Raw genomic sequence first — 24,637 nt, forward strand, 5'->3', positions numbered from 1 at the left:
AGGTTTCTGCGCCGCCGGCCAAGGGACACCGGACACCGCCCGGGCGCAGTCTGGCCCTGGAACCCCCCTCCTGCGAAAGGCAGTTCCATGGCACGCACCCCACGCTGGGCCGCACGTTCGGCCCTCGCCCTGGCCTTGCTGCTGGGCGCCGCGCTGCCCGGGTCCCCCGCCCAGGCCCTCCCCGGGGCGCAGACCGCCCCGAGCGGTGGCATCAACGACTTCTCCTGCCGCCCGGACCGGGCCCATCCCCGCCCCGTCGTCCTCCTCCACGGCACCTTCGCCACCTGGTACGAGGACCTCAACTTCCTGCAGGCCGACCTCGCCGCCCGCGGCTGGTGCACCTTCGCCCTGACCTACGGGGAGTACGAGGAATTCCCGTTGCTCGGCGGCCTGAAGCCCGTCGCCGAGTCCAACGTGGAGATCAAGGAGTACGTCGAGCAGGTCCGCGCAGCCACCGGCGCCGCCAAGGTCGACGTCGTCGGCCACTCCGAGGGCGGACTCCAAGCCCTCTACCTCGCCAAGATGCAGGGCATCACCGCCCACCTGGACAAGATCGTGGCCATCGCCCCGCCGACCCACGGGACCGACGCCGCCGGACTGGTGAAGCTCGCCGACCGCCTGCTTCCGGGCGGCCGGGCCACCCTCGACACCATCGCCGCACGGCTCGGAGTCCCGGTCCTGTCCGACGAGTTCCCCGGCGGGCCGGCCGTCACCGCCCTCAACGACGGGCCCGTGGCCCAGCCGGGCCTCTCGTACACGATCATCACCTCGCGCTACGACGAGATCGTCACCCCGGCCGAGACCGCGTTCGTCCGGGAACCTGGAGTGCGCAACATCTGGGTCCAGGACTCCTGCCCCTTCGACCCGGTGGGCCACATCGGCGAGGCCTACGACCTCAACGTCTGGCACCTCGTGCGCAACGCCCTCGACCCGGACCGTGCCAGGCCCATCCTGGTGTGCGCCGTGGGCTCACCGGGCTGAGCGGCCCGCCGACCCCGCCCGAGCCGGCCGGTGGCCGGGTCGGCACGAGGCAGGTCCGCGCGCGGACGGCGCACGTGGGGCCGCCGCACGTGAGGTCGGCGCACGTGGGGTCGCCGCACGTGGGGTCGTCGCACGGGGGATCGGCGTAGGTGTGGTCGGCGTACGCAGGGCGACGGCGCACGTGTGGCCGGTGGGCGCCAACGGTCAGTGCGCGATCCCGTCGATGAGCTCCCGGGCGCCCTGCCGCAGCAGAGCGACGGCCACGGACGTCCCCAGGGTGGCGGGGTCGAGCCGGCCGGCCCACTCGTGGGCGTGCAGTGCCGTTTTGCCGTCCGGGGTGAACACGCAGGCGCGCAGTGACAGGTCACCATTGCGCTCGGTCCGCGCGTATCCGGCGACGGGGCTGTTGCAGTGCCCCTGCAGGACGTGCAGCAGCATGCGCTCGGCCGTTGCCTCGCGGTGGGTGCCGGGGTGTCCCAGGGCGCTGACGGTGTCGATGACACGGGTGTCGTCAGCCCGGCACTGGAGGGCGAGGATGCCCGCGCCGATGGGCGGCATCATCGTCTCCACCGGCAGTACCTCGGTGACCACGTCCCGGCGGCCGATGCGTTCGAGGCCGGACACGGCGAGGAGGGCCGCGTCCACCTCGCCCGCGTACAGCTTCTCCAGCCGCCGGTTGGCGTTCCCCCGGAAGGGCACGCACTCCACGTGCAGGTACCCGGCTGCGAGCTGGGCGACCCGGCGCACGGAGGACGTGCCGATGCGGGTACCGGGCGGCAGCTCGTCCAGGGTGAGGCCGCCCGGATGGACGAGCGCGTCGCGGATGTCGTCCCGCTTCAGGAAGGCGGCGAACATCGTGCCCGCGGGCAGCGGGCGGTCGCAGGGGATGTCCTTGAGGCAGTGGACGGCGAGGTCCGCTTCACCCGCCAGCAGGGCGGCGTCGACCTCCTTGGTGAAGGCGCCCTTGCCCTCCACCAGGGACAGGTCACCCATCCACCGGTCGCCGGTCGTCACGACGGGGACGACCTCGGTACGGACGGCCGGGTGGACGGCGGCCAGTTCCCTGCGCACGCGCTCCACCTGAGCCAGGGCCATGGGGGAGCTGCGGGAGACGATGCGGATCAGCTCGGCGGCGGACATGCCGCCCAGGATAGACCGCGCGGGGACCTCTCCCGACCGCAGTGCCCGACGCCCATCTCCGCCTGACAGTGGTGGAGTTGGCCCATCGGCTCCCGTGGGGCGGGTGCGGGCCCAGGTGGCCCCTGCGCTGCGGCGTCACGGGAGGGCCGTGAAGGTGGCCTCCGTGAACTCGGTGACCTCGGAGAAACCGAGCCTGCGGTAGAGCCCGACGGCCGCGGTGTTGTCCGCCCGGACGTTCAGCCCGATGTGGTCCACGGCCGTCCCCAGCCGTCGGCACAGCTCGGCGACACAGGCTCCGCCCGCGCCCCGGCCGCGCACCCGCGGGTGCGTCGCGACGTTCCCGACCGCGGCGACCCCGTAGGCGGGCGAGTAGACGTGCACGCCCGCGACGGCCACCAGCCGCCCGTCCTGCCGGGCGCCCACGTACTGCCCGGTGTCCAGCATCCGGTGGTCGAACCAGTTCCCCGGGTACGCCTCCGCGAAGAGCTCCAGCAGCTCCGGCAGGTCCTCCCGGCCCAGCGGGGCCGGGTGCCACGGGGAGGCCGGGTGCAGGGCCGCCCGTCCGGGCTCGGTGAGCACCATGCGCAGCAGCGTGCCGTGCCGCCGAACCGCGTACGCCGACTCCAGCACCTTCGCGGCCGCGCCCGTCAGGTGACCGAGGAAGCGGCGGGGGAGTACGGGCAGCAGCGCCTCGGCGAGTTCCTCCAGCTCGGCGGCCTCGCCGGGCCGGGAGAAGCCCAGGAGGGTCGGAACGTCACCGACCGCGTACAGCAGGGCGACCGGGCCGTGCTCCGACACCGCGTACCAGCTGGTGTGCGGCCACAGCAGATCGTCGAGGTCGCCGAGTTCCATCAGGTGCATCGCCGGATCCCGCCCGAGGCGGTCGGCCAGGGCGGATCGGTCGTGAAGGCTGCGCAGGGTCACCCGACCAGCGTACGGCGGTCCCCGCCCCGACCGGTCAGGGGGCGGGCGGCAGGCCCGCACACGGCGCGGCACCCGGTCGCGGACATACGTGCAGGCGGGCAGGCGGATAGGCGGATAGGCGGACACACGTGCAGGCGGGCAGGGCCCAGGCGTGCCGCAGCGCACGAGGGCGGCGCAGGCGCCGTACGCTGCACCCGGTCGTCCGCATGCGGTCGTCCGCACGCGGCACTCCGCATCGTCCGCATGCGGCGCTCCGACACTCCGAACTCCCTCCCCTCCTCCCCGGAAAGCGATGGCGCGCGATGAAGCTGGTGGTGCAGGAGTTCCTGACGCTCGACGGGGTCTCGCAAGGGCCGGGGTCCCCGGACGAGGACACCAGCGACGGGTTCACCCGCGGCGGCTGGTTCGTCCCGCACCTGGACGAGGAGTTCGAGCGGCTGGCCGGCACCTGGCTCGACCAGGCGGACGCGTTCCTGTTCGGCCGCCGCACCTACCAGAACTTCGCCCGGGACTGGCCGGCGATGCCCGAGCACCCCTTCGCCGGGACGATGAACGGCCTGCCGAAGTACGTGGCCTCGCACAGCCTCACCACGCCAGGCTGGAACCCGACGACCGTCCTGTCCGGCGACGTCCCCGCCCAGGTGGCCGAACTGAAACGGCAGCCCGGCCGGGAACTGCAGGTCCACGGCAGCGCCCGGCTGGCCCAGTCCCTGCTGGCTGCCGGACTCGTCGACACGCTGCGGCTCGTGATCGCCCCCGTCGTGGTGGGCACCGGCCGACGCCTCTTCCCGGACGGCGGCGCCCCGACCGGCCTGCGACTGGTCGGCCACCGGACGACCCCGGCGGGCCTGTCGGTGCACACCTTCGCCGCGACGGGCCTCCCGGCGTACGGGACCTACGGAGCCGGCGCGTAGAACCGGCGCATAGAGGCGGCGCATTGAGGCGGCGCGCAGGCCGTCTCCGCCGTTCGGCTCGGCGTGGACACGGAGCAGGCCACCGGCGCCCAGGGGGCCGGGGCGCCCTGTCGACCGCGGCGGGGCGGCCCCGGGTTCCCGCCCCCTTCCGGACCGGTCGGTGCGGTCGCCGCCGGGCCTCAGGCGCGGCAGCGCAGCATGGTCAGCGCCGGGTTCCCGGTGAAGTCGTCCCAGAATTCCCGGCCGTACTCGCGGACGCCGGCAGCGGAGACCTCCAGGGGCACCCAGGTGATCTCACTGAACCCCGCCGCCTGCAGGCTCTTCTCGTAGACCTCGCGGCTGGGCGGGTTCGCGACGAACGAGATCGGCGGGTCGAGCAGCGCGGTGATCCGCACCCGCGGCCCGATCGCGGTCTCCTCGCCGAGCGATTCGCACAGGAACCCGTACTTGGCCAAGGACGGTCCGTCGAAGCGGTAGTCCGGATGCTGCCCGAAGGCGAAGAACTCGGCGCCCTTCGCGAGGCTGCGGTGGATGGCGCGGCACATCCGCTCGATGGTGGCGACGTCCTCGGCGTAGTTGAACAGCTGGACCGCGACCGCGATGTCGAAGGGCTGCTCGAAGGTGCGCAGTTCGGCGACGTCGCCGACCTCGTAGTGCACGCCCAGCGGGTCCTTGTCCTCCAGCGCCCGGGACGCCTCGACCATCGCCGGGGAAATGTCCACGCCGAGGACCTGCGAGGCACCGCGGCGCTTGAACTCCCGGCTGTAGAAGCCGGTTCCGGAAGCCAGGTCGAGGACTGACCTGCCGTTCACGTCGCCGACGAGGGCCAGGAATCCGGGCACCTCTGCGTAACGGGCGAGAGGAAGGGTTTTGAAGCCTTCGAACGCCTCGCCGATCTCGTCGTACAGCTGACCGCTCATCGTGCTGTTCCCCCTGTGTCCTCGGCGACGGCCCTCGGAACAGCCCGCCGCCTCTGCCGGGAAGTCTCCCCGCACGACGCCGGGGCGCCGTACTGGCGGAACGCACGAAGATGGCGGCGCCCTTTGGTGTTCCGATCGGACGGAAGCCGCCGTCCGCGCCCGGTGTCGGTTCCGACGGTGCGTAGTACGGCGCCCGGCGGGTAGGCGGGCGCCACTGCCCGCGAGTGGAGGAGGACCCGTATGCCGGCCCGGACCGTCCCCGCGTACGGAGCACCACCCGAGCGCGACACCCTGCTGGGTGGTCGCTACCGGCTCCGAGCCCCCATCGGATCCGGCGGAACGGCGGACGTCTTCCGCGGCACCGACGAGCTGCTCGAACGCGAGGTCGCCGTCAAGGTGTTCCGCGCCGGCACGGAGACGATCACCGCCGACGGATTCTGCGACGAGGCCCGCACCCTGGCCCGGCTCTCCCACCGCGCCCTGGTCACCGTCTACGACATAGGCCGCCACGGACAGGGCGCCTTCATGGTCACCGAACTGATACGCGGGGTCACCCTGCGGACCCGGATAGATGCCGGCCCCCTCAGCACCGTCCAGGCCACACGGCTCGGCATCGAGATCGCCTCGGCGCTCGACCACGTGCACGCCCACGGCATCATCCACCACGACGTGAAGCCGTCGAACGTCCTGCTCGGCGAGGACGGATCCCCGTACCTGGCCGACTTCGGACTCTCCAGGGCCGTGGACGACCGGTCCCACAGCTCGGCCGACACCCTGGTCGGCACACTCGCCTACATGGCCCCCGAACAGCTCCTCGGCCAGGGCGCCAGCACGGCCAGCGACGTCTACGCCCTCGGGCTGACCCTCCTCGAAGCGCTCACCGGACACCGCGAATACCGGGGGACGCCCGTGGAGGTCGGCACCGCCCACCTCCTGCACCCGCCCCGGATACCCGACGGGCTGCCCGACGGACTCGGCAGGCTGCTCCGGGCCATGACCGACCAGGACCCGCAGGCGCGCCCCGACGTCGACCGCGTCCATCTGCTCCTGCGGGAGCTCGCCTCGCCGCCGCCTCTCCGGGCCGCCGCGGACCGCCCGGTACGCCGGGACGCCGCCCCGGCCGCCCCGGCCGGCGCCGCCGGCACGGACACCGCCACACACCGCGCCCCGCTGCCGCCCGCCCTCGCCGCCTGCCCGGCCGCGAGGTCCGCAGGACGGCGTACGAAGGCGGCGGGGAAGCCCGTGGCCCGCCGCCACGCGGCGGTAGTCGGCCTCGCGGCTGCGGGCGTCGCCGGGGCCTGCGCGCTCCTCGCCGGAGGCGTCCCCTCGGCGCACGACGCACCTCCCTCCGCCGCTTTCCGCGACCGGCCGACGGCCCCGAAGGAAGCCGAGGCGGCGGCGGCCCCGCAGCCCGCGGTCCCCGCTCCGTCGACGTCCGCAGCCCCGGATCGGGCGGCCGTCCTGCCGGCGTCCGCTCCGGCACCATCCCCGTCCGCCGTCCCCGCGGCCCCCGCCAACCCCGTCGTCCCCGCCTTCTCGTACGCCCGGCAACCGGCCGCCGAGAGCCCGGCGACCCCGGCGCAGACGGCCAAGACCCGGGGCAGTTCAGGCAAGGCCAAGGGCAACTCCGGCAAGGCCAAGGAGGATGCGGGCAAGGTCAAGGGCAACTCGGGCAAGGCCAAGGGGAACAAGGGCCGGTGACGGGCCGGCTGAGCAAGCCGTCGCCGCCGGGATCGCCGCACCGCCGCATCCCCGTACGCCGTCACTCCTCCGGCACGGCACGGCACGTCGCGGCACGTCGCGGCACGTCGCGGCAGGGCACGTCGCGGCACGTTACACACCAGACAGGCCAGGGGCGAGCGCGAGGGCGACGGTGTACGGCCCGAGGTGATGCCCCGCTGCCTCCCCTTCTATCTCCAACCCGTGTTGTTCGTAGAATGGACGGGTGAAGGACATCGAAGCGATTGCGGTGCTGCAGGACCCGGTGCGGCGCCGTCTGTACGAGTACGTGGTGGCGCAGGGCCGCGAGGTCGGGCGCAACGAGGCCGCCGAGGCGGCCGGAGTGGCACGCACGCTCGCCGCGCACCATCTGGACCGGCTGACCGACGCGGGGCTGCTGGAGAGCGGCAGCCGCCGCCTGACGGGTCGTACGGGGCCCGGAGCGGGCCGTCCCGCCAAGGTGTACAGGCGGGTTCCGGCCGAGCTGTCCGTCTCGTTGCCCGCCCGCGACTACCGCACCGCCGCCGAGCTGCTCGCCGAAGCCGCGGAGGAAGCCGGACTGGACGCTGGGCTCTGCGCGGGGGCGCGCCGCCGGGGAGAGGCCCTGCGCGGCTCGGCTGCGCCTTGCGCCGACCTCGACGCGGCGGTGCGCGTGCTCGCGGCCCGTGGCTACGAACCGCACGTCGAGGAGGAAGTCCGGGGCGCCGCCAAAGACGTCGGGCGCGGCGTCGAAAAGGCCAAAGACGTCGGGAGCGGCGTCGAAACGGCCGAGAGTGTCCCCGGGGAGGCGGCGGGGGTGCAGACGGTGCGGGTCGTGCGCATGCGCAACTGCCCCTTCCACGCGGTCGCCGAACGCTTCCCGCCGCTCGTCTGCGGTATGAACCTCGCCCTCCTGGAGGGGCTGCTCGGTGTGGACGGGCCCGTCCGCGCGCGGATGGACGCCCGGCCCGGAGAGTGCTGCGTCGTGGTCGAAGAATCTAAAAACAATGAGCATTGACTTAGAAATCGGGCCGTGTTGGGATGGGGTCATGACCCCACCCCCGCCCGCGCACGCCGCCCACCTCGCCCAGCTGAACGTGGCCACGCTCCGCCACCCCCTCGACGACCCCCGTACGGCGTCCTTCGTCGAGATGCTCGACCCCGTCAACGCCGCCGCCGACGCAGCACCGGGCTTCGTGTGGCGCCTCGTTGAGGAAGGGGCGGCGGATGCCACCGGCCTGCGCCCCGCCGGCGAGGGCGTCATCGTCAACCTGTCCGTGTGGGAGACCCAGGAGGCCCTCTGGGACTTCGCCTACCGCAGCGGGCACCTGGAGGTGATGCGCCGGCGCCGCGCATGGTTCGAACGGCACGTGGAGGCGCACATGGTGCTGTGGTGGGTCCCCGCCGGCCACCGGCCGACCGTCGGCGAGGCCCTGGAACGGCTCGACGGCCTGCGGACGCACGGCCCGTCCCCGCGCGGCTTCACCTTCGCCTCGTCCTACACGGCAGCCGAAGCCGCCGAGCACCTGCACCCCGTGCCCCCGACGCGACCCGAACGGGCGGTGCAGGGCGCCCGGCCCGCACCGGCCGGAGGCGCGGCAGCGGTCTGAAGCTCCCCGGCGGACCGCTTCCGCATCTCCGGCCGGGTCGGGCGGGTACGCCCGCAGCCCCGCGTACCGGCGCCGGGGGAGCGCAGCGGAAGCCGCGCCGTTTGTCGGTGACGGGGCCCCTGCGATGTCGGTACGGCGGCTGCTGCCACCGTGCTCCGCAGACGACGCGGCATCCGGGACCTTCCCGACGATCTGGCTGTCATGGCCCCCGGCACGGCGTCCTGCCGCCTCCCGGCCAGGACCCGGTGCCCGGAGGTGCGAGGGGCTGTGGCAGTCTCCAGCCAAGGCGGCGGGATACCCCGGGCCGAGGAGCGACAAGGGCGGGGTCCGGATGCGCGCGTGGAACCGAATGGCCGCCGCGGCCCTGACAGCGGCCGTGCTCGCGACCACGGCCACGGCCTGCGACGCGGACGCCCCCGCCGGACAGGCGTCCTCCGCCGCGAGGGCGTCCGGCGGCCCGAAAGGCGAAGAGGCCGAGCGGGAGGCGGCGCGCGCGGTGGTCCTGGCCGAGATGGCGGCGGCCGTCGCTTCGACGGACCTGGAGGGCGCACCCCCGTTCGACTCGGAGCATCTGCGTGCCCAACGTACGGCGGGAGGCTGGTGCCTGGCCGACTGGACCACGCAGACTCCCGCCACGGATGCGGCCGTCGACGCCGTGGCCGCCGCCCTGGTCACCCGTGGCTGGAAGGCGGGTACGTGGCGCCCCAAGGGCGCGGAACGTATCTCGGGGCTGACCAAGGGGGAGTGGATCCTCCAGATCGTGCACCGCGACACTCCGGGCGACGAGTACCTCTCGCTCCTCGCGCTCCGGGACGGGCCGCTCTGCCCGGCGGCCGACCAGCCGGGCTTCTGACACCCCCGACCCGGCCCTCGGCTGTCCGCCGACCCTGTCTCGTACGCCGTCCTGCCGGGACAGGGGCCGGAGCCGCGGACACGCGAGCGCCCCCGCGACCCGCATGAGGACGGGCGGCGGGGCAGGGCGACCGCGCACGTCATCAACAGCCGTAAGCGGGAAGCCGCAAGCTCGACGACCGCCCCCCGCCCGGCAACCGGCGCGAGCCCGCCCGGCAGCCGCCGCCCGGTGTCGACACCGCTGCGACGGCGGCGGCGACGGCATCGTGGCGCCGTGACGGCCCTGTTGCCGGAACTGTGGGCTCCGTCATAGGCGCCGGGAACAGGTCCTGATGGGGTCATCGGATGCTGTTCCTGCTGCTCCTCATCCCGGTCTTCCTGGTCCTCCCCCTGGCTCTCGCCGGCCGCGGTCTCGGCGTGCTCCTCAGGGACGGCCTCCGGCGCGGCGCCCACCCGGCGTGGCTAAGCAGCGCCGCCGCCTTCTCGGGGGCCGCTGCCACCGCGCTGTACGCGTGCGGCCTGCTGTTCATTGCCGTCGCCGTCCTGGAGGCCGAAGACGGCGGCACCGATGCGTCCCCGCTCCGCCCCTGCCGGGTTCCGGGCCGAGAGGAGCGCGCCCAGCACGTCGTCGACTACTCGGTGGACTATCTGCCCCTCCGCTTCGTCTGCGAGACGAAGGACGGCGGATCGTACTCGGCCGAAGCAGTGCCCGGATACGTCAACCCGGCCGCTCTCGCCCTCGCACTGGCAGCCGTCGTGACCGGTGGTGCAGCCGCTCTGGCAGGCCGACCGGCAGCAGACGGGACTCCCGCTGCGGACGGGACTCCCGCCGCGGACGCGACTCGCGTTGTCGGACCCGAGAGGGACGGCCGGTGAGGGGGCCCGTCCGGCGCCGGTGGGTGCTGGCGTGGGCCGCCGTCGTGCTGGCCGCAGGCGCAGCCACGCTGTACCTGCAGGGCGAGCAGAGCGGCGGTCGGGAACCCGCGCGCTGGGAACGGGGCACCCCGGCCACGGTGGAGCCCGCCCCCTGCCCCAGCCCCACCCGGAACGCCCCCGACACCCGCAGCGCCTGCACGTTCTGGAAACGCGGATAACGGCCGGAGGCGAAACGCACCGTCCGCTTGGCCCGGACACATGGCTTTCCCCTTGTTCCTCTGAGCCCGGGCATTGTTCCTCTGAGCCCGGGCACGGCCGCCTTCGCCGTATCTTCCGCCCGTAGACCCTCCAGCTCTGCAGAGAAGCCCCCTGCACGCACGCGCTGGAACTGCCGCGCCCCCTGCCGGCACCGTACGCGCGGCGTCGCGGTCGACTCCTGGAGGACCGCGCCCGGCAGCTGCCGGCCCGGGGCACGTGGTCTCGCACGACCGGGGCTTCCGCGCCCGCTTCCCGGGGAAGCGTCCGGAACTGCACCGCGGCCGGATCCGCTGACCGGACGAGCCGCGCCCTCGCCCGTTCCCGCATGCCGCCCCGGACCCGTCCCGGACCCGTCCGGGCGGCGTGCGGACGGCGTGGGGACGGCGCACGTCCCGGATGCGGGATCATACGAGGGCCGGCGCATCGGCGGAACACGGGGAGAGGGGCAGATGGTGACGAAGCCTAAAGTCGAGGGGGTCAGCATCACCGGGCTGGTCGCGGCCGCTGCGGACGACCAGGGCGGGGCGCTGTGGCGGCTGCGTCAAGCGAACAGACAGCTCGACGCCAACCTGGTACGCCTGCTGCCCGGCGCCGGAGTTGCCGCCCACACGGAGGCCGAGGTCGACGTCCTGCTCGTCGTCGTCGCGGGGTCCGGCTCCCTCACCCTCAACGGCGCCCAGCGGGACGTCGCACCCGGCGTCCTCATGCTCCTGCCGCGCGACGCGACCCGGGCCATCCTGGCCGGCCCGGAGGGGCTGGCCTTCCTCACCGCGCACCGCCGGCGGGCCGGGATGAGCATCGGGAGGAAACCGCGGTCGGGGCGGCTGCCGGAGTGCGAGGTGCACCTGGTCTGCGGGCAGTGCCGACGGCACGCGATCGAGGTCGACGCCCAGTACTGCAGCCAGTGCGGCACCCCGCTCCCGCGCCCGCCCGCGCCCGCCGGCGGCAAGACGCCGGGACACTGACAGCAGAGACCCGGTACGGCCGGGTGTGGGCGGGCCTCCCCAACCCGGGGGACTCACACCTGATCAGACGATGCGTACAGGCGTCCCCGCGGGAGGGGCTTCCCCCCTACGCTCACGGCAAGGGCCCGGTCGAAGCGGCCGGCCGGTTGCCGTGGTTGCCGTAGTGGCCGTAGTGGCCGTAGTGGACAGGACAGCAGAACCCCGTGAACTCCACGTCGATCCGCCTGATCGAGCCCTCCGACGGTCCCGCACTCGCCGGCCTGCTCGCGCGGGACCGGCAGGCGTACGCGCGCTGGCTGCCCGCGAGGCCCCCGGAGTTCTACACGCCCGCCGGGCAGGCCACCGCCATCTCCGCCCTCCTGGCCTCCCACGCCGAGGGGCTCGCGTGGCCCGGAGTCGTGCTGTCCGGCGACACCGTGATCGGGCAGGTCGCCATCAGCTCGATCCTGCGCGGTCCCTTCCAGAAGGGGTTCCTGGGCTACTGGGTGTCCTCCCGCCACCAGGGACTCGGGCACACGAGCCGCGCCGTGGGCCTCGCGGTGCGGATCGCCGAGGAGGAACTGGGCCTGCACCGCCTGGAAGCGCACACCCAGGTGGAGAACCTCGCCTCCCAGGCGGTCCTCCGCAAGCACGGATTCCGTGCCTGGGGCATCGCGCACGACCACTTCCATGCCGAGGGCGCCTGGCGCGACGAAGTGTTCTGGGAGAGGACGCTGCCCGGCCGGTCCCCTTCCTAGCGGCCCCGTCGGCGGGGCCGGGCCGGGCCCCGGCGGTGTACAGCGGAGGGGTACCCGTCCAGACTGCGCACATGGAATTCCTCTGCTACCACCGGGACCGGCGCGGCTCCCTGACCCTTCGCCACCAACTGCTGGAACAGCACTGGTCCTACATGGACGGGTTCGCAGCGGAGATGATCGCCCGCGGCCCGACGCTCACCGCCGACGGCGAAGCGCCCACGGGGAGCGTCCACCTCGTCGACCTGGCCGATCCCGCCGCAGCCCGCGCCTTCGCCTTCGACGAACCGGGCTACCAGGCCGGCATGTACCGGGACGTCCTGCTGCGCCGATGGCACAACCTGCTGGGGCGCACGATGTGGGACTTCCCCGGCGGCCGCTCCGGAGGCAACCGGTACCTGGTGCTCGGCCTCGGCCCCGACCACGCCTCATCCCCCGACCACGCCTCATCCCCCGACCAAGGCCCGGCCCCCGACCAAGGCCCGGCCCCCGACCAGGGCCCGGCCCCGGGTCAGGGCTCCGCCCTCGACCAGGGCCTCGACCCCGCGGCGTCGTTCGACCGGGACGAGCTGATTGCCTACGGCCCCCTGCTCTCCGACGACGGTGCCACCTGGCTGGGTACGGCCGCGCTGCTCCGGGCGGCCGATCCGGCCGCCGCGCGCGCGGTCCTGGCCCCGTACGCATACGCGGAAGTCGAGGTTCACCCCTGGCAGTTCGGCGGCCGCCCGTCGTGAGCGCCGCCGCCCGGCCGGTTGAGCGGTCAGGCGCGGTTCAATCGGTTGGCGAAGGTGGAGACGGTGTACGTGCCGATGCCGAGGACGACCTCCAGTGCGTTGCGCCGGGTGAAGCCGTGGGCGCGGAAGGCGTCCAGTTCCTCGTCGCTCACCGCGCCCGCGGCGGCGATGACCTGGAGCGTGAACCGGCGGACCGCCGCCAGCCTCTCGGGGTCCGGTACCGGTCCGAGGGCGGCGAACTTCGCCTCGTGCATGTCGACGCAGAGATGGCACCGGTGGTGGGCCGCGACGGTCAGGATGACGGTTTCGCGGGAGTGCGGGTCCAGCGTGGTCGACTCGAAGATCGCGCTGAGCTGGAGGAAGCCCTCCAGGGTCTGCGGGGACTCCTTCATCAGGGAGACGGCGTGGGCGGTACGGGCGGGCAGCGTGCTGACGGACACAGGGACTCCAAGCAAACGGGAAAAGGGGACTAGAATCGACAACATGGTTGACCATGTTGGTGAGAAGAAAGTAAACCAGGTTGTCGAATCAGGCAAGGGGGTTCCGGACCCCCCCGGCTTCGAGCTGCCGCTGCTGCTCTTCGGCGCCTTCCGCACCCTCATCGACCGTCTGCACGCCCGCCTCGCCGAGGAGGGCTACGCCGATCTGCGCCCCGCCCACGGATTCGCCCTCCAGGCGATCGGGCCCGACGGCTCCACCGCCAGCGACATCGGGCGCCGCCTGGGCGTGTCCAAGCAGGCCGCGGGCAAGACCGTCGACCGCCTCACGGCCCTCGGCTACGCCGAACGCACCGACGACGCCCAGGACGCGCGCCGCAAACTCGTACGGCTCACCGGGCGCGGCCGCGGCGCCCTGATCCGCTCGGCGGCCGTCTTCGGCGAGCTGCGAGCGGAGTGGGTGGCCGCGCTCGGTGCGCAGCGCGTCCGGGACATCGAAGGGGACTTGCGCGGCATCGTCCCTGCGGACACCGCCTTCCGGCTGGACGCGACCAGCTGGCTCGGCGGCATCTGAGGGCGTCTGAGGGCGTCTGAGGGCGTCTGCGCCGGCCCGCCGCGTTACCGCGGGCCGGCGTTGCGGGCGGTCAGGGCGCCCGCTCCGGGCCGCGGGCCCGCACCGGACTCCCGCGTGGCGCGCCCGGGGTGCCGCTGCTGCCAGTACGGGTTGTCGTGCGGGAGCCCGCCGGTGACCCGCCCGTACATGCCGAAGGTCATCAGCAGCAGGCCCACGATGAAGCTGAAGATGACGTTGGACATGCTGAAGTCCAGCAGGTTCGCGTCCTTCCCCACCAGGAAGAGGTGGACGAACCCGCTCACGAGGAAGGTCACGCCGACGGCCATGTTCACGGTCGACGCCGTATTGCCGCCCACGATCGCCGCTCCGATCAGCAGCAGGCCGAAGACGACGGAGATCAGGCTCAGCAGGCCGTTGCTGGACATGCCGGCGACCTTGGTGCCCTCCGTACTGAAGAAGGACAGCTGGTCGGCGAACCCGAGGCAGCCGAAGACCAGCAGGATCAGGCCGCAGAGCGCGGCGCCGACGCGGTACACCGTGTTCAGCCGGTGGTCCACCGGCAGTTCTTCACGCAGGTCCATGACATCGCTCCTTGCGGTGTGCGACCAGGAGCTTCCAGCATGGAACCGCCCGGGCACCGCCACATCTCGCGACGTTTGTGCAGCGATTTGGCCGATATCGTCACAGTATGCGTGCGGCTGCGACCGCATGGAAGCCGGACCCCGACCCATGTCCGGGTGGTCAGCCCGGCCAGTGCTCGCGGCCGAGGTGGATCAGGCGTAGCTGGGCACGGGCCGTCGCCAGGACGGGGGACCAGTCCTCGCCGCGCAGGGAGGCGGCGAGACAGGCGGAAGCCGTCATGAACATGTGGTCCACGAGCAGCCGGGACAGCATCGCCACATCGGCAGCGGCCCAGTCCGCACCGTGCGGCTCTGCGGCGAGAGCGGCGCCGATCTCCGCAGCAAACGCGTCGAGTTGACCGTCGATCGCCCCGCGCACCGCTGCGACCCCACCGTGCCGTTCCCGCACCAGGAAGCGGACGTGCGCCGGCCTGCTGCGGACGAGCTCGGCGACCAGCGATACCGCGGCCTCGGCGCGCCGCCCGGAGTCGCCGGTCGAGGCGAGGACGGCCCGTACGGTCGTGTGCAGGCTGGCCAGGGCTTCCTCGACGAGCGCCGTCCCCAGCTCGTCCATCCCGCGGAAGTGCCGGTAGAAGGCGGTGGGGGCGACGCCGGCATGCCGGGCCACCTCCCGCAGCCCGAGGCTGCCGAGGCTCTGATCCTCCAGCTGGGCCAAGGCGGCATCGAGGAGGGCGCGCCGGGTGCGGCGGCGCCGGGCCTCGCGGACCCCGGTGTTCGGACTCATGGACCGCAGTCAACCGGCCACGGTCAACGACCGCCAGCATGCATCGAATTGGACCGGGTAGTCGGTGTACAACTGTTACCTGAAAGTGGGAGGAACTCCCGTGCTCTTCCTCGTAGGTGCACTGCTCGTCCTCGGCGTCGTCCTCGGCGCCGTCGCCCACGTGCCGGTGCCGGTCAGCGTGGTCGGCGGCCTCGTGATCGCCCTCTGGCTCGCCCTGTTCGCCGCGCGCGAGCGGCTTTTCGGCCACCGCGCCGGACGCGCCGGCCACCGTCAGGGAGGTCTGCGATGACGCAGCGAACCGCCCCCCAAGCTCCGGCCGCCGACCGCACCCGCGCCCGTACCGGCCCCCGTTACCTCGATCCCGACGCGATGGCCGTCACCGCGTTCGTCCTCGGACTGGTCGGACTCCTCGTGCTGAACCTCGTACTGGGCCCGGTCGCCGTCGTCCTCGGCTCCCTCGCGCTGGGGCGGCGCACGACCCGGCCCGGGCGGGCCCGCCTCGGCATCGCCCTGGGCGTGGCCGACCTCGTGGTCCTCGCCTGGCTCGTCACCGCCGACAACACCTGGTCGTGGAGTCTGACCTGAGCCGTCGGCCGAAGCCCTCAACCCCGAGCCCTCAACCCCGAGCCCACGGCCGAAGCCTCAATCCTGAGCCCCCAACCCCGAGCCCTCGACCCCGAGCCCACGGTTCCGAGCCTCGACCCCGGCGGCCGACAGGGCACCGCGGGCCTGCTCGCCTCCGGCGGCCCAGTTCCGGCCTCTTCCGGACCGCTTCCCGGCCCATCCCGACCTCCCGTCTCGGAGCGCCTGCGCGCCGAGGGCCCGTACAACGCCCCCGAACCGGTGATCCTCTTCGGCGGTGACGCGCGCGGCTGCACGGAGTACCCGATCCGGCAGGGCGCCCTGTCGTGACGGCCGCCCACGGGCCACACTGAGGTCGTGCTGCCCGGCCGTCCCCGACGGCACGGCGGCACGGCGGCACAACGTCAGGCCGGCGCGCAGGCCCGAGCACACGCAGGCCCGAGCACGCGCAGGCCCGAGCACGTGCAGGCTTGCGGGCTTGAGGACACGCAGGTGGGGACACGGAGGCGGTGGGGTGTTGAAGGACGAGTCCGGGAGGCCCGGAGAGCCTGCGGAGCTGCCCGATCCGGGCGTGCGGCCCGCGGTCTGGGAGACGTACGGGCCGGCGGACCTCAGCGCCGTGCCGGTGTTCGCCGGAGGGTTCATCAACTTCGGCTACTGGGAGTCCGTCGACCTCGGACGGCCACTGTCGCAGGACGACCGGATCCGCAGTGAACAGGACCTCTACCGGCATGTCCTGGACGCCGCGGACCCGCGGGGCGGCCGGGCCGTGGAGGTCGGCTGCGGCCTCGGCCTCGGGTGCGCGCTCGCGCTGGAGGAGTACGGGCCGGCGCAGGTGACGGGGGTCGACGTCCACCCGCAGCAGATCCAACGGGCGTGCCAGGCCAACGCGGCCCTGCTCGCGGCCCGGCCGGACCGGCTCAGCTTCACCCGGGGCGCAGCGGAGGGCCTGCCCTCGGGCGACGGGGAGTTCGACTGCCTGTACAGCGTCGAGGCCGCCCAGCACTTCCCGGACCTGCCCGCCTTCGCGCGGGAGGCGGCGAGGGTCCTGCGCCCCGGCGGCCGGCTGGCCGTCGCCAGCTTCTTCACCGTCGAGGGAGCCGAGGCCCCCGCCGAGCGCCTCGCGGGTCTCCTCGACTCGTACGCCAGCGGCCTGGACATCGCCCGGCCCGTCTCCCACCTCACCGAGGCCCTGGGGGAGGCCGGTTTCGCCGACGTGCGGGCGGCTTCGATCGGTCCGCAGGTCTGGCCGGGCTGGGACCGCTGGCTGGCCCGTCTGTGGGAACCGGGCACCTGGCCCCGGAACTTCCTGGCCGCCTGGCAGCAGCAGATCCTGGACTACTACCTGGTCACCGCCCGCCGACCGTGACCGCAGGAGGCTCGCCGGACGTCCACCGGGCGTCCACCGGGCATCCACCGGGCATCTGCGCGGAAGGGTCCCGCGGCCCGCATCCGCCCGCCCCGGTAGTCGCCCCGGCGTTCCGGGCCGCTGCCGGACGGGGGTCCCTTCCGGGCGCGGCTGCCGCTCCCGGCAGTCGGGACGGGGTATACGTCGCCTGGGGACGACCCGGTCCCCGCGAGGGGAGTGGTGGCCGTGGAGCGGACGACCTGCTGCGTGGTGGGGGGCGGCCCGGCCGGCATGGTGCTGGCCCTGCTGCTCGCCCGGGCCGGCGTGCAGGTGACGGTTCTGGAGAAGCACGGCGACTTCCTGCGGGACTTCCGCGGCGACACCGTGCACCCCTCCACCCTGGCGCTCCTGGACGACATCGGCCTCGCCGAACGGTTCGCCCGACTGCCCCAGCGCCGGGTGACCTCCGTACAACTGCCCATCGGACCCGACCGGTCCCTCGTCACCGTCGGCGACATCGGGGCGCTGCCGGGGAAGTACAACTACATCGCGATGGTGCCCCAATGGGACCTCCTCGACCTGCTGGCCGACGAAGCGGCGCGGGAGCCGTCCTTCCACCTGCGGATGAACACCGAGGCCACGTCCTTCCTGACCGAGCGCGGACGGGTCACCGGCGTGCGCTACCGCACCGCGGAAGGCGCCACCGGGGAACTCCGGGCCACCCTCACCGTCGCCTGCGACGGCCGCGGGTCCCTGGCGAGGGCGCTGCCCGAGCTGGGGCTGGCAAGCTTCCCGTGCCCGATGGACGCCTGGTGGTTCCGGCTGCCGCGCCACGAGAACGACCCCAGCGGCCTCGTGGGCGCCCTGGGCGACCGGTTCTTCACCGCCCTCATCGACCGCGGCGACTACTGGCAGTGCGCCGCCCTCATCCCCAAGGGCACCGACACGGGGCGCCGCGCCGAAGGCCTGGAACGCTTCATGACCCGGTTCACGGCCGCCGCCCCCTGGCTGGCCGACCGGAGCGGGGCCGTCACCTCCTGGGACGAGGTGAAACTGCTCGACGTCCGACTGGAACGCCTGCGCCGCTGGCACCGGCCCGGGCTGCTGTGCATCGGCGACGCCGCCCACGCGATGTCGCCCGTCTTCGGCATCGGCATCAACCTGGCCGTGCAGGATGCCGTCGCCGCCGCCCGCCACCTCGTGACCCCGCTGCGCGCCGGAACGGTGGGGCTGCGCGACGTACGCCGCGTGCAGCGCCGCCGCCTGCCCACGACGGCCGCGACCCAGGGCCTCCAGCGCCTCGCCCACACCCGGGTCATCGAACCCCTCCTCGCAGGCAGCGTCGCCTTCGGTGACCCGCGGCGGGCCGAACGACTGACCGGACTCCTCACGCGGTCACGGTGGTTGAGCCGCGTACCGGCCTACTTCCTGGCCTACGGGGCCCTGCGCGAGCGCCCCCCGAAGGAATCCCTGCGCTGACCGCCCGCCCGCCTGACCGCCTGACCGCCCGACCGCCCGACCCCCGACCCAGACGGGCAGACGGGCTGGGCGCCAGACCGCCTGGGCGAGCCCGACGGGCCGTATGCACCGGACCCCCGGACGTCTGGACGCGGCGCGGTCCTGACCGTCCGGTGCACGCGGCGCGGCGCGGCACCGCCCGGCGTACCGTGAGAGGAAACCGGCAGGCAGGAGGCCGCCATGGGGACACCTCCACCGGGCTGGAGCCGGCCACCGGCCCCCGCCGCGCGAAAGCGGCGCCTGCGCAGGCCGCACTGGAGGCTCCTCACCTGGGTCGTGCTGCTGTTCAACGCCGTGATGCTGCTGTGGCTCGTCGTCGGCCTCGCCGGCGCGAGCGACGCAGGGGAGGAGTGCCGGGATGAGACGGCTGACCTGTCCGAAGCGTGCAGGCTGGGCAACGACATCGGCACCGCTCTCGGCGCCGGCCTGATCATCTTCCTCTGGATGGCCGGAGCCGTCATCCTCGGCGTCGTCTGGCTCGTCACGAACTCCCGCAAGCGGCCGCCCGGCGCTCCCTGAACCGGAATTCGTGAACCGGAACCCCTTACCGGAACCCCTTACCGGAACTCTTTCCGGTGGACGCGCGCCGTGGCCGGGGGCGCGGCAGGAGCGCCGCCATCCCCCTGATGGAGGAGCTTGATCGCTCCACGAGCGGGTAAGAGGCCGGTGATCGTCGCAGCCACGGTGTGCCAGGAGAGTGACCCACGATGACGGATGACGCCTACCTGTTCCTCGCGAACTCCCCCTCCGACTGGCAGGGGGCTCCGCTGGCCCTCGCCGGCGAGCTCCAGTGTCTCGACACGCCCGCCGTGCAGGCCTGGTTCACCGCCCAGGGCGTCAGCCCCGCCTCCCCGACCATCCGCGTGGCGACCCCGGAGCAGACCGGAATGATCCCCGAGGGCGCCGAACGGCTCCCGGTCCCCCTGGGTCCGGAAGAGCTCGAAACGGTCCGCCGGGCGAGCGCCACGGAGTCCGTGGCCCAGGCCGAGGAGGACCTCCTCGCCTTCCGCGACACCGAGGAGAACCGGGACGCCCTCCTGCGCCGCGCCCTGGCCGCGGGTGTGCCGGTGCACCGGATCGTGGAGCTCTCCGGCGTCGACCCCACCACCCTGTCCTCGGCCTCCCGGGCCTGAAACGGCCCCGGCCGCGGCCGGGCTCCGGCACATCGCCGCCCGGCCGCGGCGTCGGCCGACGGTGCTGCCGCCGCCGTCCCCGCACGCTTCGGTGACGCGACCCGGCCGCCGCCCAGGGGTCGGCGCCGCCCGCAGGCCCTGCGCCCGCCGGCCCGTCGCTGTCAGGAAGAGCGGCCCTTCTTGCGCAGCGCGTCCGGCTTGTGTACGGCCGAGCGTCCGGACGCTTCGCTCTCCACCTCGTACTGGGGCTCCTCGTCCGAGGCGGCGACGGTGCGGCCGGCCGCCTGCGTCCGACCGGTGATCTTCTTCTTGACCTTGCCCTTCACCGTCTGCCCGTGGCTCTTCCACGTCACCTCGTCACCCCGGCGCATCTCGTCCTTGCCCTCCACGGCGTTCTCCTTCTGCTGTCACGGCCGGCCACCGCCCCCTGACGGGACGCACCGGCCTGCGGGTCCTCGTCCCAGCCTCCGGTACGCACCCGGCGACCGCACCTCGGTGGCCGTTACGCGGCACGGGCGTTCGACCCGCCCGGCTCGGCCGCGTCACACCCCGCCCACCCCGATGCGGTTGGTTGGATGCGGCCATGAGTCCAGTGCACTGGTTGTTCGGCGACCAGCTCGGCCCGCACTTCACCTCCACGGCCGCCGGCGGCACACCGGAGGACACCCGATGGCTCCTGATCGAGTCCAAGGCCGTCCTGCGGCGTCGCCGCTTCCACCGGGCCAAGGCCCACCTGGTCCTCAGCGCCATGCGGCACCGGGCCGCCGAACTCGGCGACCAGGCCATATACGTCCGGGCCGAGACCTACCGGGAAGGCTTGGCGCGCGCCACGGGCACCGACCCCGTGTCCGTCCACCACCCCACCTCCCGCGCCGCGCTCGCCCTGCTGGCCTCGCTGCCGCAGGTCACCGTGCACCCGGCGCGGGGGTTCCTGGTCGGGCACCGCGAGTTCGCCGACTGGGCCGCACGGCAGAGCGGCCGCCGGCTGCTGCAGGAGAACCTGTACGAGCACACGCGGCGCAGCCACGGCATCCTCATGGACGCGGACGGCCCGGCAGGCGGCCGCTGGAACCTGGACCACGACAACCGCGAGCCGCCGCCCCGGGGCCGCGCCACCCTGGGCGCGCCCGCGCCGTACCGGCCCGGCGAGGACGAGATCGACGAGGAAGTCCGTCGGGACCTGGACCGCTGGGAGCGCGAGGACGGCATCAGCTTCGTGGGGCGCGACGGGCCGCGCCTCTTCCCCGCGAGCCGCCGCGAGGCCCTCGCCGCCCTCGACCACTTCATCACCCACCGCCTCGCGGGTTTCGGCGCGCACGAGGACGCCATGCTGGCCGGCGACCCCGTGATGGGCCACAGCCTGCTGTCCTCCTCCCTCAACCTCGGGCTCCTGGACCCGTGGGAGTGCGTCAGCCGGGCCGAGGAGGCATGGCGGGCCGGGCACGTTCCGCTCAACAGTGCCGAGGGGTTCATCCGGCAGGTGTGCGGCTGGCGCGAGTACGTCTGGCACCTCTACTGGCATTTCGGGGAGGACTACCGCCACCGCAACGCCCTGCACCACACGGCGTCGGTGCCCGACTGGTTCGCGGAGCTGGACGCGGACGCGGTGGAGGCCAACTGCCTCTCCACGGTGCTTGCGCAGGTGCGGGACACGGGATGGACGCACCACATCCCCCGGCTGATGGTCCTCGGCAGTCATGCCCTGCAGCGGGGCTGGGACCCGGCCGCGGTGACGGACTGGTTCCACCGGTGCTTCGTGGACGGCTACGACTGGGTGATGCTGCCGAACGTGGTGGGCATGTCGCAGTACGCGGACGGGGGAGTGGCCACCACCAAGCCCTATACCTCGGGGGGCGCGTACATCCACCGGATGAGCGACTTCTGCGGCGGCTGCTCCTACCGCCCCACGGAACGCGTCGGCGATCGGGCCTGCCCCTACACGGTCGGCTACTGGTCCTTCCTCGACCGGCACCGCTCCCGGTGGGAGTCCAACCCGCGGATGAGCCGGGCCGTCGGGGGCCTGGGCCGGCTCGGCGACCTCGCACAGGTCATCCAGGCGCACCATGACGCGGGAGACTCGCCGCCCTGAGACCGGCCGGGCCGGCCGTCCGCGAGAGGACGGCCGGCCCGGACCCTGCTCCGATCCCCGGCGTCAGGCCGCCACGGGGGCTGAAGCGGTGAGGGCGGCGACGGCCACGCCGAGGGCCTCGTGGATGTCCGGGACGTCGACCCCGCTGCCGGCCGCCACCGCACGACGGGCCTCGGGGCTGCGGGCGACCACGGCCAGCGGGATACCGCTGTCGCGGCACATCCGGTTCGCCCGTATGACGGTGCTGACCGCCGCCGGGCTGACCGGGTCGTCGGACAGTTCCAGGACGACCGGGGAGCGACGCACCACGGACAGGAGGCGGTCGAGTTCCCATGCGGTCGTGGCGCGGCTGTCGATGGCGAGGTCGGCTCGCAGACGGACGATCGTCACATCGCTGTCGGTCACCTTGATGGAAAGCACGGGTTCTCCTTCTCTGCACCGCCCAGGACTGCTGTGTACCGAACGGGTGCCCGCCCCTCGGCGTTGTATTCCCACCCGTGAAGGGCCGGTGCGGCGAACGGCGTTCCCCACGGGAACGGGGCACGGGGTGCGGGGAACGCGGTATGGCGCGACGCGGCGGCCCGGGCGGCGGGGGTAGGTTGCGGGCATGATCGATTCTCTCCGGGGCGCCCCGGTGCCCGGCAGCCTCGATGTCGTCTGGCACGCCGGCTGGCCCTCCCCGAAGCACGACCCGGCCCCGGAGATCCAGGTCCACGCGTACACCGAGCACACCGTGATCCTGCGGCAGAACAAGTCCGTGCACTACGAAGCGCCCTTCCTCTTCCTCCTCTTCGGCAATGACCGGGCTCTGCTCCTCGACACGGGCGCCTCGCCGGACGCCGCACACTTCCCGCTTCGGGCGACGGTCGACGCACTGGTCGAGGACTGGCTGGAGCGCCATCCGCGCAGCGACTACGCCCTGCTGGTCGCCCACACCCACGGGTACGGCGACCACGTCGCGGCGGACGGACTGTTCGCGGACCGTCCGCTGACCACCGTCGTGGGCGCCGGCCTGGACGAGGTCACGGCGTACTTCGGCCTGGAGCACTGGCCGCACACGCCCGGCGAACTCGACCTGGGCGGACGGGTTTTGGACCTGGTGCCCGGCCCTGGGCACCACGAGGCGGCGCTGGTCTTCCACGACCGCCACACCGGCATCCTGCTGACCGGCGACACGCTCTACCCCGGCCGGCTCTACATCCAGGACCGCGCGGCCTACGCGGCCACGGTGGAGCGGCTGTCGGACTTCTGCGCCACCCGGCCCGTCCGGCACGTCCTCGGCTGCCACATCGAGATGTCCACGACCCCGGACGAGGACTATCCGCAAGGCACCACCCACCAGCCGGACGAAGCGCCGCTCCAACTGGGCCCCATGCACCTGGACTTGCTCCGCCGGGCGCTCGCCGAGACGGCGGGCGCCCACGGCCGATGCCCCTGCGGACCGTTCGTCCTCGTCTACCGGGACTGACGCCCGCCCCGTCCGGCTCGGTCCGGTCAGCGCCCGTCGGGGAGGTGCCACCGGTACGGAGCCACGAGCGCGTCGATGCCGGCGGGCCCCCAGGACCCGGGCGCGTACGCCTCCACGGGCGGCGGCGCGTCCAGCAGCGGGGCCGCGACCTCCCACAGGCGTTCGATGCCGTCGGAGCGGGTGAACAGCGACTGGTCCCCGAGCATGGCCTCCAGCAGGAGGTGCTCGTACCCCTCCAGGGAGTTCTCCGCCGCGAAGGAGCCGCGGTACCCGAAGGTCATGGCGGCCTCCTCCAACTGCATGGCCGGGCCGGGCTCCTTGACGAGGAAGCGGGCGGTGAGGGAGCCCGGGTCGGCGAAGTCGACGACGAGCTCGTTCGGCCGGCCGTCGACCGCGGCGCGCGCATCCAGCGGGAACATGCGCAGCACGGGCTCGCGCAGGCCGAGGGTGACGACATGGCGGCCCTCGGCGAGCGCCTTGCCGGTGCGCAGCTGGAAGGGGACGCCGGCCCAGCGCCAGTTGTCGATCTCCACTTCCAGGGCGATGAAGGTCTCGGTGTCCGAGGCCGGGTCGACTCCCGGCTCGCCGCGGTAGCCGGCGTACTGCCCGCGGACCACGCGCGCCGGGTCCACCGGCCGCATGCTGTGGAACACCTTGGCCTGTTCGTCCCGCAGCGACTGCGCCTCCAGGGCCACCGGGGGCTCCATGGCGACGAAGCCGAGCAGCTGGAACAGGTGGGTGACGACCATGTCGCGGAAGGTGCCGGTGCCTTCGAAGAAGTGGGCGCGGCCCTGGATGTCGATCTGCTCGGGCACGTCGATCTGCACATGGCTGATGTGCTCGCGGTTCCACAGGGGTTCGAACAGGCCGTTGGCGAACCTGAGGGCAAGGATGTTGTCCACGGCCTCCTTGCCGAGGAAGTGGTCGATGCGGAACACCCGGGACTCGTCGAAGACCGCGTGGATGGCCGCGTTCAGCGCGCGGGCCGACGCGAGGTCGGTGCCGAAGGGCTTCTCCACGATGACCCGCGCGTCGTCGGCGAGCCCCGAGGCGCCGAGGAGCCCGATCACGGAAGTGAACGCGACGGGCGGGACCGCGAGGTGGACGAGCCGCCTGGGGGAGCCCCCAAGGGCCCGCTCGGCCTCGTGCACCGCCGTCACGAGCGGCTGCGACGCGCCGGGGTCGGCCGCGCCGAAGGTCAGGGCGGCCTCGAACTGCCGCCAGGCGGGGCCTTCGGGGCGGGCGCGGCCGAACTCGGCGACGGCCTGCCGGGCGTGGGCCCGGAAGTCCTCGTCGCTCAGTGCCTCGGCCGCCGGGGCGGAGCCCACGATGCGGTACTGCCGCGGCATCAGTCCCGCCGTGGCGAGGTGGAACAAGCCCGGCAGGAGTTTGCGCCGGGCCAGGTCCCCGGTGGCGCCGACCAGCACGATCACGTGGTCGGCCGGGCTCGGGTCGGGGGACGGTGCGGGCTGGGCCATGGCGGGCATCCTCACTGGTCCGCGCCGGAGCGCTGCACG

General features: G+C 73.5%; 28 protein-coding genes. 19 read left to right on the plus strand and 9 right to left on the minus strand.

Annotated features, from left to right (window positions below; translation table 11 throughout):
- Positions 1-87: 87 nt before the first annotated feature.
- Positions 88-981, plus strand: a complete 894-nt coding sequence (locus ACLJTM_RS15585; RefSeq protein ID WP_411104151.1) for an esterase/lipase family protein — start codon at positions 88-90, stop codon at positions 979-981.
- Between the two features lie 204 nt (positions 982-1,185).
- On the opposite strand, the gene hemC is transcribed toward ACLJTM_RS15585, so the two are convergent.
- Both hemC and ACLJTM_RS15595 read right to left on the minus strand, forming a co-directional pair.
- Positions 1,186-2,121, minus strand: coding sequence for a hydroxymethylbilane synthase (gene hemC, locus ACLJTM_RS15590; protein ID WP_411104152.1), 936 nt, complete (start codon positions 2,119-2,121; stop codon positions 1,186-1,188).
- 135 nt (positions 2,122-2,256) lie between these two features.
- A complete protein-coding gene (locus tag ACLJTM_RS15595) occupies positions 2,257-3,045 on the minus strand; it encodes a GNAT family N-acetyltransferase (protein WP_411104153.1) in 789 nt (262 codons plus the stop codon).
- Positions 3,046-3,347: 302 nt separating this feature from the next.
- Here ACLJTM_RS15595 and ACLJTM_RS15600 point away from each other — a divergent pair, with 302 nt between their 5' ends.
- On the plus strand, positions 3,348-3,959 hold the full coding sequence (locus ACLJTM_RS15600) for a dihydrofolate reductase family protein (protein ID WP_411104154.1): 612 nt from the start codon (positions 3,348-3,350) through the stop codon (positions 3,957-3,959).
- A 179-nt stretch (positions 3,960-4,138) separates the two neighbouring features.
- Here the strand turns inward: ACLJTM_RS15600 and ACLJTM_RS15605 are convergent, their stop codons facing one another.
- Positions 4,139-4,879 (minus strand): class I SAM-dependent methyltransferase, encoded by a 741-nt coding sequence (locus tag ACLJTM_RS15605; RefSeq protein WP_411104155.1) that lies wholly within the window; start codon positions 4,877-4,879, stop codon positions 4,139-4,141.
- A 240-nt stretch (positions 4,880-5,119) separates the two neighbouring features.
- Here ACLJTM_RS15605 and ACLJTM_RS15610 point away from each other — a divergent pair, with 240 nt between their 5' ends.
- The 8 genes from ACLJTM_RS15610 to ACLJTM_RS15645 all read left to right on the plus strand — a co-directional run bounded on the left by ACLJTM_RS15610 (position 5,120) and on the right by ACLJTM_RS15645 (position 12,606).
- Positions 5,120-6,580, plus strand: a complete 1,461-nt coding sequence (locus tag ACLJTM_RS15610) for a serine/threonine-protein kinase (protein ID WP_411104156.1) — start codon at positions 5,120-5,122, stop codon at positions 6,578-6,580.
- A 244-nt stretch (positions 6,581-6,824) separates the two neighbouring features.
- Positions 6,825-7,595: a helix-turn-helix transcriptional regulator gene (locus ACLJTM_RS15615; protein WP_411104157.1), complete on the plus strand. Its 771-nt coding sequence runs from the start codon at positions 6,825-6,827 to the stop codon at positions 7,593-7,595.
- 31 nt (positions 7,596-7,626) lie between these two features.
- Entirely contained in the window at positions 7,627-8,187 is a 561-nt protein-coding gene (locus tag ACLJTM_RS15620) for a DUF3291 domain-containing protein (RefSeq protein ID WP_411104158.1), read from the plus strand.
- 349 nt (positions 8,188-8,536) lie between these two features.
- The gene (locus tag ACLJTM_RS15625) at positions 8,537-9,040 is read left to right on the plus strand and encodes a hypothetical protein (RefSeq protein WP_411104159.1); all 504 of its coding nucleotides are present in this window, start codon (positions 8,537-8,539) and stop codon (positions 9,038-9,040) included.
- A 344-nt stretch (positions 9,041-9,384) separates the two neighbouring features.
- Positions 9,385-9,915, plus strand: a complete 531-nt coding sequence (locus ACLJTM_RS15630) for a hypothetical protein (protein ID WP_411104160.1) — start codon at positions 9,385-9,387, stop codon at positions 9,913-9,915.
- Between the two features lie 707 nt (positions 9,916-10,622).
- Complete coding sequence (locus tag ACLJTM_RS15635) at positions 10,623-11,138, plus strand: hypothetical protein (protein ID WP_411104161.1); 516 nt, start codon at positions 10,623-10,625, stop codon at positions 11,136-11,138.
- Positions 11,139-11,341: 203 nt separating this feature from the next.
- Positions 11,342-11,875 carry a GNAT family N-acetyltransferase gene (locus ACLJTM_RS15640; RefSeq protein WP_411104162.1) on the plus strand — a complete coding sequence of 178 codons (534 nt, stop codon included), beginning with the start codon at positions 11,342-11,344 and terminating at the stop codon, positions 11,873-11,875.
- Positions 11,876-11,946: 71 nt separating this feature from the next.
- A complete protein-coding gene (locus ACLJTM_RS15645) occupies positions 11,947-12,606 on the plus strand; it encodes a YciI family protein (protein ID WP_411104163.1) in 660 nt (219 codons plus the stop codon).
- Positions 12,607-12,632: 26 nt separating this feature from the next.
- Here the strand turns inward: ACLJTM_RS15645 and ACLJTM_RS15650 are convergent, their stop codons facing one another.
- Positions 12,633-12,998 carry a carboxymuconolactone decarboxylase family protein gene (locus ACLJTM_RS15650; protein ID WP_411104327.1) on the minus strand — a complete coding sequence of 122 codons (366 nt, stop codon included), beginning with the start codon at positions 12,996-12,998 and terminating at the stop codon, positions 12,633-12,635.
- A gap of 91 nt (positions 12,999-13,089) precedes the next feature.
- On the opposite strand from ACLJTM_RS15650, the gene ACLJTM_RS15655 reads away from it, so the two are divergent.
- Complete coding sequence (locus ACLJTM_RS15655) at positions 13,090-13,617, plus strand: MarR family winged helix-turn-helix transcriptional regulator (protein WP_411104164.1); 528 nt, start codon at positions 13,090-13,092, stop codon at positions 13,615-13,617.
- A gap of 44 nt (positions 13,618-13,661) precedes the next feature.
- Here the strand turns inward: ACLJTM_RS15655 and ACLJTM_RS15660 are convergent, their stop codons facing one another.
- Both ACLJTM_RS15660 and ACLJTM_RS15665 read right to left on the minus strand, forming a co-directional pair.
- Positions 13,662-14,198 (minus strand): DUF4383 domain-containing protein, encoded by a 537-nt coding sequence (locus ACLJTM_RS15660; RefSeq protein WP_411104165.1) that lies wholly within the window; start codon positions 14,196-14,198, stop codon positions 13,662-13,664.
- Positions 14,199-14,358: 160 nt separating this feature from the next.
- A complete protein-coding gene (locus tag ACLJTM_RS15665) occupies positions 14,359-14,982 on the minus strand; it encodes a TetR family transcriptional regulator (RefSeq protein ID WP_411104166.1) in 624 nt (207 codons plus the stop codon).
- Positions 14,983-15,082: 100 nt separating this feature from the next.
- Here ACLJTM_RS15665 and ACLJTM_RS15670 point away from each other — a divergent pair, with 100 nt between their 5' ends.
- From ACLJTM_RS15670 to ACLJTM_RS15695, 6 genes are all read left to right on the plus strand, one after another.
- Positions 15,083-15,271, plus strand: a complete 189-nt coding sequence (locus ACLJTM_RS15670) for a hypothetical protein (RefSeq protein ID WP_411104167.1) — start codon at positions 15,083-15,085, stop codon at positions 15,269-15,271.
- Positions 15,268-15,567, plus strand: a complete 300-nt coding sequence (locus tag ACLJTM_RS15675) for a DUF4190 domain-containing protein (RefSeq protein ID WP_411104168.1) — start codon at positions 15,268-15,270, stop codon at positions 15,565-15,567. The genes ACLJTM_RS15670 and ACLJTM_RS15675 overlap by 4 nt, the downstream gene beginning before the upstream one ends.
- A gap of 511 nt (positions 15,568-16,078) precedes the next feature.
- A complete protein-coding gene (locus ACLJTM_RS15680) occupies positions 16,079-16,933 on the plus strand; it encodes a class I SAM-dependent methyltransferase (protein WP_411104169.1) in 855 nt (284 codons plus the stop codon).
- 225 nt (positions 16,934-17,158) lie between these two features.
- Positions 17,159-18,391: an FAD-dependent oxidoreductase gene (locus ACLJTM_RS15685; RefSeq protein WP_411104170.1), complete on the plus strand. Its 1,233-nt coding sequence runs from the start codon at positions 17,159-17,161 to the stop codon at positions 18,389-18,391.
- Between the two features lie 219 nt (positions 18,392-18,610).
- Entirely contained in the window at positions 18,611-18,949 is a 339-nt protein-coding gene (locus ACLJTM_RS15690; protein WP_411104171.1) for a hypothetical protein, read from the plus strand.
- A gap of 188 nt (positions 18,950-19,137) precedes the next feature.
- Positions 19,138-19,563, plus strand: coding sequence for a DUF6003 family protein (locus ACLJTM_RS15695; protein WP_411104172.1), 426 nt, complete (start codon positions 19,138-19,140; stop codon positions 19,561-19,563).
- A gap of 161 nt (positions 19,564-19,724) precedes the next feature.
- On the opposite strand, the gene ACLJTM_RS15700 is transcribed toward ACLJTM_RS15695, so the two are convergent.
- A complete protein-coding gene (locus tag ACLJTM_RS15700; protein ID WP_411104328.1) occupies positions 19,725-19,934 on the minus strand; it encodes a DUF2945 domain-containing protein in 210 nt (69 codons plus the stop codon).
- A gap of 212 nt (positions 19,935-20,146) precedes the next feature.
- Between ACLJTM_RS15700 and ACLJTM_RS15705 the strand changes: the two genes are divergently transcribed.
- Positions 20,147-21,652, plus strand: a complete 1,506-nt coding sequence (locus ACLJTM_RS15705; protein ID WP_411104173.1) for a cryptochrome/photolyase family protein — start codon at positions 20,147-20,149, stop codon at positions 21,650-21,652.
- 63 nt (positions 21,653-21,715) lie between these two features.
- Here ACLJTM_RS15705 and ACLJTM_RS15710 read toward each other — a convergent pair whose 3' ends face one another.
- Positions 21,716-22,072, minus strand: a complete 357-nt coding sequence (locus ACLJTM_RS15710; protein ID WP_411104174.1) for a hypothetical protein — start codon at positions 22,070-22,072, stop codon at positions 21,716-21,718.
- A 187-nt stretch (positions 22,073-22,259) separates the two neighbouring features.
- Here ACLJTM_RS15710 and ACLJTM_RS15715 point away from each other — a divergent pair, with 187 nt between their 5' ends.
- Positions 22,260-23,120 (plus strand): MBL fold metallo-hydrolase, encoded by an 861-nt coding sequence (locus ACLJTM_RS15715; RefSeq protein WP_411104175.1) that lies wholly within the window; start codon positions 22,260-22,262, stop codon positions 23,118-23,120.
- Between the two features lie 26 nt (positions 23,121-23,146).
- Here ACLJTM_RS15715 and zwf read toward each other — a convergent pair whose 3' ends face one another.
- The gene (zwf, locus tag ACLJTM_RS15720; RefSeq protein ID WP_411104176.1) at positions 23,147-24,598 is read right to left on the minus strand and encodes a glucose-6-phosphate dehydrogenase; all 1,452 of its coding nucleotides are present in this window, start codon (positions 24,596-24,598) and stop codon (positions 23,147-23,149) included.
- Positions 24,599-24,637: the final 39 nt, after the last annotated feature.

It is taken from the genome of Streptomyces sp. cmx-4-9 (assembly GCF_046548835.1).
Classification (GTDB): Bacteria; Actinomycetota; Actinomycetes; order Streptomycetales; family Streptomycetaceae; genus Streptomyces.

What these genes read in the sequence shown, in the direction of transcription:
- ACLJTM_RS15600 (WP_411104154.1), top strand. Translation starts at nt 3,348, where the DNA reads ATGAAGCTGGTGGTGCAGGAGTTCCTGACGCTCGACGGGGTCTCGCAA.
- hemC (WP_411104152.1), bottom strand. Translation starts at nt 2,121, where the DNA reads ATGTCCGCCGCCGAGCTGATCCGCATCGTCTCCCGCAGCTCCCCCATG.
- ACLJTM_RS15645 (WP_411104163.1), top strand. Translation starts at nt 11,947, where the DNA reads ATGGAATTCCTCTGCTACCACCGGGACCGGCGCGGCTCCCTGACCCTT.
- ACLJTM_RS15635 (WP_411104161.1), top strand. Translation starts at nt 10,623, where the DNA reads ATGGTGACGAAGCCTAAAGTCGAGGGGGTCAGCATCACCGGGCTGGTC.
- ACLJTM_RS15715 (WP_411104175.1), top strand. Translation starts at nt 22,260, where the DNA reads ATGATCGATTCTCTCCGGGGCGCCCCGGTGCCCGGCAGCCTCGATGTC.
- ACLJTM_RS15705 (WP_411104173.1), top strand. Translation starts at nt 20,147, where the DNA reads ATGAGTCCAGTGCACTGGTTGTTCGGCGACCAGCTCGGCCCGCACTTC.
- ACLJTM_RS15675 (WP_411104168.1), top strand. Translation starts at nt 15,268, where the DNA reads ATGACGCAGCGAACCGCCCCCCAAGCTCCGGCCGCCGACCGCACCCGC.
- ACLJTM_RS15700 (WP_411104328.1), bottom strand. Translation starts at nt 19,934, where the DNA reads ATGCGCCGGGGTGACGAGGTGACGTGGAAGAGCCACGGGCAGACGGTG.
- ACLJTM_RS15620 (WP_411104158.1), top strand. Translation starts at nt 7,627, where the DNA reads ATGACCCCACCCCCGCCCGCGCACGCCGCCCACCTCGCCCAGCTGAAC.
- ACLJTM_RS15660 (WP_411104165.1), bottom strand. Translation starts at nt 14,198, where the DNA reads ATGGACCTGCGTGAAGAACTGCCGGTGGACCACCGGCTGAACACGGTG.
- ACLJTM_RS15650 (WP_411104327.1), bottom strand. Translation starts at nt 12,998, where the DNA reads ATGAAGGAGTCCCCGCAGACCCTGGAGGGCTTCCTCCAGCTCAGCGCG.
- ACLJTM_RS15690 (WP_411104171.1), top strand. Translation starts at nt 18,611, where the DNA reads ATGGGGACACCTCCACCGGGCTGGAGCCGGCCACCGGCCCCCGCCGCG.
- zwf (WP_411104176.1), bottom strand. Translation starts at nt 24,598, where the DNA reads ATGGCCCAGCCCGCACCGTCCCCCGACCCGAGCCCGGCCGACCACGTG.
- ACLJTM_RS15605 (WP_411104155.1), bottom strand. Translation starts at nt 4,879, where the DNA reads ATGAGCGGTCAGCTGTACGACGAGATCGGCGAGGCGTTCGAAGGCTTC.
- ACLJTM_RS15585 (WP_411104151.1), top strand. Translation starts at nt 88, where the DNA reads ATGGCACGCACCCCACGCTGGGCCGCACGTTCGGCCCTCGCCCTGGCC.
- ACLJTM_RS15655 (WP_411104164.1), top strand. Translation starts at nt 13,090, where the DNA reads ATGGTTGACCATGTTGGTGAGAAGAAAGTAAACCAGGTTGTCGAATCA.
- ACLJTM_RS15665 (WP_411104166.1), bottom strand. Translation starts at nt 14,982, where the DNA reads ATGAGTCCGAACACCGGGGTCCGCGAGGCCCGGCGCCGCCGCACCCGG.
- ACLJTM_RS15695 (WP_411104172.1), top strand. Translation starts at nt 19,138, where the DNA reads ATGACGGATGACGCCTACCTGTTCCTCGCGAACTCCCCCTCCGACTGG.
- ACLJTM_RS15610 (WP_411104156.1), top strand. Translation starts at nt 5,120, where the DNA reads ATGCCGGCCCGGACCGTCCCCGCGTACGGAGCACCACCCGAGCGCGAC.
- ACLJTM_RS15625 (WP_411104159.1), top strand. Translation starts at nt 8,537, where the DNA reads ATGGCCGCCGCGGCCCTGACAGCGGCCGTGCTCGCGACCACGGCCACG.
- ACLJTM_RS15630 (WP_411104160.1), top strand. Translation starts at nt 9,385, where the DNA reads ATGCTGTTCCTGCTGCTCCTCATCCCGGTCTTCCTGGTCCTCCCCCTG.